Below are 3,191 nucleotides of genomic sequence, written 5' to 3' on the forward strand. Positions count from 1 at the left end.
TCTTGCAAAAAGTATGAATGTAAAAGAAAAGCTTTACACTATAGGAATGACTACGTTATTATAATAAATTTAAAAGGCGGTATATTCTTCCTTTTAAAAAGAAGAGTGTAAATAAATGAAGGAAGTGAACGAATGAAATTGAAGAACACTCATTTTAAAAAAATGCTTGAGTGGTTCAATAAGAGGAAGAAACTTCGTAATTCATTAATTGTATTGGGAAGTGTATTCGTTACTCTATTTATTGCTGTAAATATAATTATTTCCATTCAAGACATATCTGAACTAAAACAAGCTGTTCCACAACCGACTTTAATTTATGATGCAAATAATGAGGTCGCAACTAAATTAGCTTCTTCGAAAACAGAAGGCGTTAAAAGAAAAGATATTCCTGATATTATGGTTCAGGCAATTGTTGCAGTAGAAGATAAGGAATTTTTTAACCATCATGGTATTTATTATAGTGGAATTATAAGTGCGGTTTTTAAAAATATTACAGCAGGAGAAGTTGTAGCTGGGGGAAGTACAATTACACAGCAGCTTGCGAAGAATGTATTTCTGACACAAGATCGTACATTTTCTCGTAAAATAAAGGAATACTTTTTAACAAAAAAAATAGAACGTACTTATACAAAAGATGAAATTATTGAAATGTATATGAATCAAATTTATTTTGGGGAAGGTGCTTGGGGTATAAAAAGGGCAGCAAAATCTTATTTTGATAAAGATGTAAAAGATTTAACAATTTCAGAAGCTGCAACGATTGCAGGCTTAATTAAAGCACCATCTGCATATTCACCTTATAAAAACTTTAACAAGTCAATTGAAAGACGTAATGTCGTATTAAGCTTAATGAAAGAGCAAGGGTATATTTCTGACGAACAGTATAATAAAGAAAAAGAGAGTGGTCTTGTATTAAAACGTGGTGTGGATGATAAATACAAGGGAAAATATTCTCAATATGTAGACTATATTGTTAGAGAAGCGATGGACAAATACGAATTAACACAAAATGAAATTTTAGCAGGTGGTTATCGTATTTATACTGAGCTTGATCCGAAAAAACAACAGGCTGTAGAAGATGTTGTGAATAATGATAGCTATTTCAAAGATAGTGGCTCAGATCAACTGATGCAAACAGGTGTAGTCCTTATAAATCCCAAAACAGGCGGTGTTCCAGCTTTAGTTGGGGGTAGAGGACCATATCAGTTTTTACAATTTAATCATGCTACGCAATTAAAAAGACAGCCAGGTTCAACATTAAAGCCTCTAGCTGTATATGTACCCGCTTTAGAACAAGGGTATGAAGTATACGATATATTAAAGGATGAACCATTTCATATTAAAGAATATGAACCGAAAAATAGTGATCAGGCTTTTCATGGTAATGTGACAATGTATGAAGCGGTAGCAAAGTCGTATAATGTTTCCGCTGTGTGGCTATTAGAACAAATAGGATTAGATAAAGGATTGAAATCTTTAGAGCGATTTGGTATTCCATTAGTACCAGAAGACCGTACGTATCCAATTGCTTTAGGTGGGATGCATGTAGGGACATCACCATTTGTAATGGCCCAAGCATATAGTACATTTGCTAATGATGGGGTTCAAGTAGAGACTCATGCAATTAGAGAAGTTCAAAATGCTGAAGGGGAAATAATAGGGAAATGGTATAAGAAAGAGACACGAGTGACGAGTGAGAAAATTGCTCAAAAGATGACGTATTTATTAAAAGGTGTTGTAGAAAAGGGAACAGGTGGAAAAGCGAAAGTTACTAATGTTGATACAGCAGGAAAGACAGGGACTACTCAACTTGTAAATGGCCCGAGCGTAGGAGCAAAGGACTCGTGGTTTGTAGGATACACACCAGATTTAGTAGGTGCGATTTGGGTAGGATATGACAAAACAGATAGCGAGCATTATGTTCCAGGTGGTAGTCAAATTACAACGACGATGTTCCGGGATATCATGAAAAAAGCAAATGCAAACCCAGCTCAAAAAGCGTTCCAATTATCGTTAATATCTGAGGCGGACTATAAAAAACAATTGCAAACAATTGAAGAAGAAAAGCGAAGAAAAGAAGAAGAAAAGAAAAGGCAAGAAGAAGAACAACAAAGGAAAAAAGAACAGCAAGAGTGGTTTAATAAAGTGAAAGAGTGGATTCCATCATTATGGTAAAAAAAGAGGCGAATTTCGTTATTCGCCTCTTTTTCATGTGAAAAATAAAGTGTGCTCATAATTTGTGAGGTAAATGCTACTATTCATTAAGAGTAATGTTCGTACTACCAAAGGAGTGGGAATCGTATGTGATGATTATTGTTCCTTTACTAATCGGTTCGTATGGTAATTCTTCTTCATAACTACCATTATTTTCATTATGGATAGACAGCGTGATTTCATCAATTCCTTTATTTGTATATTGATCTTTAATCGTTTCAGCAATTTGAAGTAGAGTTTCGTAACTAGGAGCTTCCGTAATAAGCATTCCTTTTATAACTTTTTTTTCATTATTTGTGGAATTGGAATAAAGGATGTTGTTTTGTTTCGTATACAAAAGTGTGTATGGAACTGTTTTTCTCTCTGCTTTTGAAATAGTGGAATATTTTAGAGTTAAAAAAAATCCTACACATAAAATAATGCATATCATAAGAGCAATCCAAATGCGTATCGGTGACATAACTCTCATTTTTCATCCCTCTTTCATATCTTTGACTTCATTATTTATCATACAAAATGAGGATTAAGATAGAGTAAATTTGAGGTAAAGAAACGTAAAGAAGGAGCACTTATCCTCCCAAACAAGTGCTCCTTTTTATTAAAAGAGAGATTTAATAGACAATCAAAATCACATCTATTACTTATAAATGTGCTTAGTCCTTCCAAAATATTTTCGGAAATTGTGGTTAGTAAATTCGGAAGACAGATAGTGTCGCAGTTGTATCGCCCGCAGGTCCTTGAGCGCCTTGAGGTCCTTGAGCGCCTTGAGGCCCTTGAGCACCAGTAGTCCCCGTAGTTCCTCCGCCTAGGCAACCAGATCTATATTGAACTAGAATAGCTTGACCAAGAGCTTGAAGAAGTCTTTCTGTAAGTTCTGACTTAGGGATGTTAATATGGCTACATGCTCTTAATTTGCAACAATCATTACCATAAAATACTTTTCCTTTATTTTTATTGTTCATCTTTTCATTCTTTTC

Annotated in this window: 3 protein-coding genes; 1 reads left to right on the forward strand and 2 read right to left on the reverse strand. The window is 34.3% G+C overall.

Features of this window, described 5'->3' with window-relative positions; genetic code table 11:
* The first annotated feature begins 132 nt into the window (after positions 1–132).
* Complete coding sequence (locus ACQGS6_RS25360; RefSeq protein WP_426965799.1) at positions 133–2,175, forward strand: transglycosylase domain-containing protein; 2,043 nt, start codon at positions 133–135, stop codon at positions 2,173–2,175.
* Between the two features lie 79 nt (positions 2,176–2,254).
* Here ACQGS6_RS25360 and ACQGS6_RS25365 read toward each other — a convergent pair whose 3' ends face one another.
* Positions 2,255–2,683, reverse strand: a complete 429-nt coding sequence (locus ACQGS6_RS25365) for a hypothetical protein (protein WP_050964634.1) — start codon at positions 2,681–2,683, stop codon at positions 2,255–2,257.
* A gap of 217 nt (positions 2,684–2,900) precedes the next feature.
* Positions 2,901–3,191: hypothetical protein (locus ACQGS6_RS25370; protein ID WP_426965800.1), on the reverse strand; the 291-nt coding region annotated here is incomplete at its 5' end.

This window comes from Bacillus sp. GMs2/2 (assembly GCF_050172095.1).
Lineage (GTDB): Bacteria > Bacillota > Bacilli > Bacillales > Bacillaceae_G > Bacillus_A > Bacillus_A cereus.